Source organism: Escherichia albertii NBRC 107761 = DSM 17582, assembly GCF_000759775.1.
Taxonomy (GTDB): Bacteria; Pseudomonadota; Gammaproteobacteria; order Enterobacterales; family Enterobacteriaceae; genus Escherichia; species Escherichia albertii.
Genome location: NZ_BBMY01000182.1, coordinates 1 through 6,109 on the forward strand (window position 1 = coordinate 1; position 6,109 = coordinate 6,109).

Annotated in this window: 9 protein-coding genes; 2 read left to right on the forward strand and 7 right to left on the reverse strand. The window is 46.2% G+C overall.

Annotated features, from left to right (window positions below; genetic code table 11):
- The 5 genes from EA14781_RS21450 to mgrB all read right to left on the reverse strand — a co-directional run.
- Nucleotides 1-431, reverse strand: a 431-nt coding sequence (locus EA14781_RS21450) for a putative RNA methyltransferase (RefSeq protein WP_042336241.1), incomplete at its 3' end; no start/stop codon positions are given.
- Between the two features lie 166 nt (nucleotides 432-597).
- Nucleotides 598-807, reverse strand: a complete 210-nt coding sequence (gene cspE / locus EA14781_RS21455; protein WP_001062678.1) for a transcription antiterminator/RNA stability regulator CspE — start codon at nucleotides 805-807, stop codon at nucleotides 598-600.
- Between the two features lie 12 nt (nucleotides 808-819).
- On the reverse strand, nucleotides 820-963 hold the full coding sequence (locus EA14781_RS21460) for a DUF2627 domain-containing protein (RefSeq protein ID WP_002462303.1): 144 nt from the start codon (nucleotides 961-963) through the stop codon (nucleotides 820-822).
- 667 nt (nucleotides 964-1,630) lie between these two features.
- Nucleotides 1,631-1,918, reverse strand: coding sequence for a YebO family protein (locus tag EA14781_RS21470; protein ID WP_001006859.1), 288 nt, complete (start codon nucleotides 1,916-1,918; stop codon nucleotides 1,631-1,633).
- Between the two features lie 74 nt (nucleotides 1,919-1,992).
- On the reverse strand, nucleotides 1,993-2,136 hold the full coding sequence (gene mgrB / locus EA14781_RS21475) for a PhoP/PhoQ regulatory lipoprotein MgrB (protein ID WP_000714546.1): 144 nt from the start codon (nucleotides 2,134-2,136) through the stop codon (nucleotides 1,993-1,995).
- A 157-nt stretch (nucleotides 2,137-2,293) separates the two neighbouring features.
- Between mgrB and EA14781_RS21480 the strand changes: the two genes are divergently transcribed.
- Entirely contained in the window at nucleotides 2,294-2,533 is a 240-nt protein-coding gene (locus EA14781_RS21480; protein ID WP_001211015.1) for a YobH family protein, read from the forward strand.
- Between the two features lie 159 nt (nucleotides 2,534-2,692).
- On the opposite strand, the gene kdgR is transcribed toward EA14781_RS21480, so the two are convergent.
- Nucleotides 2,693-3,484, reverse strand: a complete 792-nt coding sequence (gene kdgR, locus EA14781_RS21485) for a DNA-binding transcriptional regulator KdgR (RefSeq protein WP_001262208.1) — start codon at nucleotides 3,482-3,484, stop codon at nucleotides 2,693-2,695.
- Nucleotides 3,485-3,661: 177 nt separating this feature from the next.
- Here kdgR and EA14781_RS21490 point away from each other — a divergent pair, with 177 nt between their 5' ends.
- Entirely contained in the window at nucleotides 3,662-5,059 is a 1,398-nt protein-coding gene (locus EA14781_RS21490; protein WP_001127224.1) for an MFS transporter, read from the forward strand.
- Between the two features lie 13 nt (nucleotides 5,060-5,072).
- Here the strand turns inward: EA14781_RS21490 and htpX are convergent, their stop codons facing one another.
- Nucleotides 5,073-5,954 carry a protease HtpX gene (htpX, locus tag EA14781_RS21495; RefSeq protein WP_000984517.1) on the reverse strand — a complete coding sequence of 294 codons (882 nt, stop codon included), beginning with the start codon at nucleotides 5,952-5,954 and terminating at the stop codon, nucleotides 5,073-5,075.
- Between the last annotated feature and the right edge of the window lie 155 nt (nucleotides 5,955-6,109).

The window sequence follows — 6,109 nt, forward strand, 5'->3', positions numbered from 1 at the left end:
AATGGCAAACGATGACTGGAAGCGACACAAAAGGTGACCTGCTGATAGCGTTTCGCTGCGGCTTTGATCGCGACCTTAGAAACATCCAGACCAAAGGTCGTTACTTCGGGCAAGGCATCGGCAAACGCGTGCGTGTAATACCCTTCTCCACAACCGATATCCAATATCGCTCTTGCTTTTTCATCAAGTCGTTCCCGCAGCTGGGCGATAATTGCATCGCGCAGAGGCTTATAATGTCCGGCATCTAAAAATGCACGTCGCGCTTGCATCATTTCTGCGCTGTCGCCCGGATCGCGGGAGCGTTTATACTGAACAGGCAGCAAATTAACATACCCTTCTTTCGCCATATCAAACTGATGCCGTTGAGGACAGATATAGCTGTTTTTTTCACGCGAAAGAAACTGATGGCAAAGTGGACAGGAAAACGACATGGCAACTCCGGCAGGGATACTAAAGGCCGCAAGTGTAACGCGAATCACGCAGTGGGCAAATATCTGAACACCGGGAACTGAGATAAAACAAAATAAAAAGCCTCACATTCGGCGAGGCTTGATAGCGAGATTGAAGCGCATTCACGCTTCAGATCAGTGGATTCGATCAGATAGCTGTTACGTTAACAGCAGCCGGACCTTTCTGGCCGTCCTGAATTTCGAACTCAACGTTCTGGCCTTCGGCCAGAGTTTTGAAGCCATTACCCTGGATAGCGGAGAAGTGTACAAACACATCTTTGCTGCCATCAGCCGGAGTAATGAAACCAAAACCTTTAGACTCGTTGAACCACTTAACCTGACCTTTAATCTTTGCCATTTGAAAAATTCCTTAGATTGTTTTCTTCGCCCGCAGGCATAACGTAGATAAAACTGAGACATTACTGCATGAGGCACTAATATAAGGCTCGGCAGAGAAGCGGTATTCAACGACAACGTGTTTACTCAGGACTTCTTTACTGAAAATGCCACACATAAACAGAACTGTACCTCGTTTAACCCGAAAACTGTTATCACATACAACGTTAATTATGGCAAGCCATTTTTAAACATGTCTCGATCAGCCGCACAAATCTCGATACGTCTTCCACTTTTTTTGCACATTTATGCAACGGAATGCATATCAATATATCGCTGTACTTAAGTCTATCTGTACAAGCAGATACTTGAGCTAATGCATTTTCAAACATAGTTCAATAAGTTCAGTTCTTCCAGAGTCAGCAAAAGAACTTATTACGAAATGAGCGTGATATCACTTTTGATGCTATGTAATGAATAAATATTATATCATTTTTTATTATAAAACAGTCAGTTAACAGACGGTGACGGCACACGACAGATACCAAACTTAGGGGGTATTATTAATTAAAAATAAGAAATATTGCCGAATGACTAAAAAACAAAGAGAGAAACGTTTCGCTAAAAATAATACCGCGGTTGATCACAATTCCGATGTAAACATCCTAATAGCGTAGTGCAATAAATATCTTTTTCTGATGTCGGTATGATGACATAAATAAAATGATAAATACCAGAAGTCAGACCAGAGGATTAATTTGAATCAATTGCACCACTATAGTGCAAATAAAGATAGAAAGCTGAGTACCCCTTACATTACAGAGTTACTCAGCTTTAAGGAAAGATTACCGTTCGGCGACCAGCCGAATGATATCTTCATCTTCAACCGATTTTCGATTCTCCGCGATCTTTTCATCCGCTTTTTCGGGCTCGTTAGCCTCGCACAAACGACGTAACAATGCATTCTGACGTTTTTGCTGATCCAGCAATGCCTCGAGCAGTTCAATCTGTTCGTTAGTCCGTGAGCTTGCACGGTTGATGAAAAACCACAAGATAAGACCGATAAGGAGAACCACCACCGATACAACCAAAGACGCAATGTTCATCACGCCTGAATTTACAACTTCGTTCATTTCACCACCTCTAAGTAGAGGTGCCATTCTACCACTGCTGGAGAGGAAGGAAATCTACTGCTAAAAAAATGATATCACCACGGGATAAGCTGGTTGATGGCACAAATTCCGCTGAAAAATGGCACATCCTGATCGCACATCATGCTGAATACCTGCATCCAGAGCAGCAAGCAAGCCAACACAGCAACAGCCAGGACGACCCATCGAAACTTTTTCACTCCAATCTCCGTTAAACCTACCTTATGCGAATAAATTAACATGCGTTAGTTAAACAGCGCCTAACTATGTCGATATTCGTGCTTTTTCAGAATATGGCGCTTGCTTCAGCACATATTGCCGCTACGATTAAGCGAACAAAAAAGAGAAGAGGTCATAATGCGATTCATTATTCGCACAGTTATGTTGATAGCACTAGTATGGACAGGATTATTACTCAGCGGATATGGCGTTCTTATTGGAAGCAAGGAGAATGCCGCAGGGTTAGGTTTACAATGCACATATCTGACCGCCAGAGGCACCAGCACGGTGCAGTATCTGCACACAAAAAGTGGATTTTTCGGGATAACAGATTGCCCGCTGTTACGTAAAAGCAGTGTTGTGGTTGATAACGGTTAAATCTTGATAGATAAAGATATAAATATTACGTTTAACATTGAATGAATAAAAAACATACTTATCTTCGACGCGAGTTAAATAGTGTCAGGGGTGACTTTATTTAACCCGCGCTAATGGCAGAACCTGTCTGGTAAATAGACAGGTTCCGACTTTACTTATTTAGAATGGATAATCGTGATAACCCATTTGTGAAGAGATTTTACGCGCCGCAATATGTAACATAGCAACATACTCCTGCAAACGCTGTTCAGAGAAACGGAGTGTCGGGAAAGAGATACTCAGACCAGCAATAACGACGCCAAAGCGGTCAAATACCGGAACCGCGATGCAACGCAATCCTTCCTCCTGTTCTTCGTTATCTTCGCCATAACCCTGCTCGCGTACCTCGTCCAACACCGGTAATAACTCTTCAGTGCTGGTAATAGTTCGAGCGGTACTGCGTTTATACTCCACGTTTTCAAGGATTTGCTTCACTTCATCGCGATCACGCCACGCCAGTAATACTTTACCGATGGCCGTGCTGTAGAGCGGATTACGACGTCCAATCCGTGAATACATACGCAAATTGTACATTGAGTCAATTTTGTGAATGTAAACAATACTGTCTTCGTCTAATGCGCCAAGATGGATAGTTTCTTTAGTGAGGCGCGAGATTTCACGCATCTGGATATCTGCACTACGGATGAGATCAACGTTTTGTAACGCACGAGCCCCCAGTTCAAATAATTTCAGGGTCAGCGAATATTTTTCTGACTCCCCTTCCTGCACCACATAGCCCAGAGTTTTCATCGTCTGTAAAAAGCGATAAACGGTGCTTTTTGACATCATAACGCGCTGTGATAACTCGGTTATTCCTATTTCACGCTCTTCACCCAGCGCCTGTAAAATGCCAAAAACCTTCAGTACAGAAGAAACAGAATCAGGCTGTTTATCCAGATCTGCGTTAGCCATTTATCACCTCATAGCGAGTGTTTTATAAAAATCAGAACTGTTTTTTATTATAATTTCGCCCCTGGGGGGCCGCAATCCATCTTTTGCAAGTTAGTTACAATTCTGCGACATTCGCTGTGAATATCAGTGCTAGAATCATAACCCTGTTGATTATTCTCAATAAGATATAAAATTCCTATGCCAAAAGTTCAGGCCGATGGCCTGCCGTTGCCTCAGCGATACGGTGCGATTTTAACCATTGTTATTGGTATCTCGATGGCCGTCCTTGATGGCGCCATCGCCAACGTCGCCTTGCCAACAATCGCCACCGATCTTCGCGCCACACCTGCCAGTTCCATTTGGGTGGTCAATGCCTACCAAATTGCCATTGTCGTTTCCCTACTGTCGTTCTCTTTTTTAGGCGATATGTTTGGCTACCGACGTATCTATAAATGTGGTCTGGTCGTTTTTTTGCTCTCTTCGCTGTTCTGCGCCCTTTCTGATTCGCTGCAAATGCTCACCCTGGCGCGAGTAATCCAGGGATTCGGTGGCGCAGCGTTGATGAGCGTCAATACCGCACTCATTCGTCTTATCTACCCACAACGTTTTCTGGGACGGGGAATGGGGATAAACTCATTTATTGTTGCCGTATCCTCTGCAGCCGGACCGACGATCGCCGCTGCTATCCTTTCTATCGCGTCCTGGAAGTGGTTATTTTTAATTAACGTACCGTTGGGCATTATCGCCCTTCTGCTGGCGATACGTTTTCTGCCGCCAAATGGCTCTCGCTCCAGTAAACCACGCTTTGACCTGCCCAGCGCCGTGATGAATGCGCTAACATTCGGCTTGCTTATTACCGCGTTGAGTGGTTTTACCCAAGGGCAATCTCTGATGTTGATCGGTGCGGAGCTGGCAGTCATGGTTGCCGTTGGGATTTTCTTTATTCGCCGCCAGCTTTCGCTTTCTGTACCGCTGTTGCCCGTAGATTTGCTACGTATTCCGCTGTTTTCTCTCTCTATTTGCACATCTATTTGCTCTTTCTGCGCACAAATGCTGGCAATGGTTTCTCTGCCGTTTTATCTGCAAACAGTGCTTGGGCGTAGTGAAGTTGAAACCGGTTTGCTCCTGACACCGTGGCCGTTGGCAACAATGGTAATGGCTCCGCTGGCAGGTTATTTGATAGAGCGCGTCCATGCAGGATTGCTGGGTGCTTTAGGGCTGTTCATCATGGCGGCGGGGCTTTTTTCACTGGTTTTGTTGCCAGCTTCACCTGCCGATATCAATATCATCTGGCCGATGATCTTATGCGGCGCTGGCTTTGGCTTATTCCAGTCACCCAATAACCATACCATTATTACCTCTGCACCTCGTGAGCGTAGCGGTGGCGCCAGTGGCATGTTAGGCACTGCTCGTCTGCTTGGTCAAAGCAGCGGCGCCGCATTAGTGGCGCTGATGCTGAACCAGTTTGGCGATAACGGTACGCACGTCTCGCTAATGACTGCGGCTATTCTGGCCGTGATCGCCGCCTGTATCAGTGGATTACTCAGCCACGAAACCAGGCATAAAAAAGCGCGTCAACCAGGACGCGCTTTTTAGCATTTACTTCATCTTACTTCAGATATTCACCCGTACGCAGAGCTTCAATACGTTTGTCCAGCGGCGGGTGAGTCATGAACAACTCACTGAGCGATTTCGACTTCCCGTTAATGCAAAACGCCATCATGCTGGTTGCTTCTTGCGGTTCATAGCTGGTTTTCAGGCGCTGTAGTGCAGCAATCATTTTCTCGCGACCAACCAGTTTTGCCGAACCGGCGTCAGCATGGAATTCACGATGACGCGAGAACCACATGGTGATAATGCTCGCCAGAATACCAAACACCAGCTCAAGCACCGTCGCAACAGCAAAGTAGATCAGCGGGTTGCCGTTGCTCTCTTCGCCTTCATCGCGATTGCCGCCCATGAAACCAGCAGCCAACTGCGCCAGAATGCGCGAGATAAAGATAACAAAGGTGTTCACCACGCCCTGAATCAACGTCATGGTGACCATGTCACCGTTAGCAATATGGCTGATTTCATGAGCAATTACCGCCTCGGCTTCGTCCGGGCTCATGTTTTGCAGCAACCCCGTACTGACAGCGACCAGAGAGGCATCACGACGTGCACCGGTTGCGAAAGCGTTGATATCCGGCGCATGGTAGATTGCCACTTGCGGCATAGCAATCCCCGCCTGACGTGCCTGGGTTGCGACAGTATTGACCAGCCAACGTTCCCTTTCGTTACGCGGTTGTTCGATCACTTCCCCGCCAACAGATCGTAATGCCATCCATTTGGACATCAGAAGCGAAACGAAGGAACCACCAAAACCGAACAGCAAGGCCATAATCATCAGCCCCTGAACGCTGCTCGACTGTATCCCTGTCAGGCTCAGTACCAGCCCGAAAACGACCATCACGGCCAGGTTCGTTAGCAGGAAGAGCGCGATTCGCATCATAATTTTCTTTTTACCTCAGTTTAACAAAACGCATTATGCGATACCCACATCGTATGGGTTACACGACTATTTTCAAGTCTGGATAGTGCGTAAGTCACCAGAAAGACACAACTTTACATTTTGTAGCATCTGATTTACGGCGTCTTGCCGCTGTT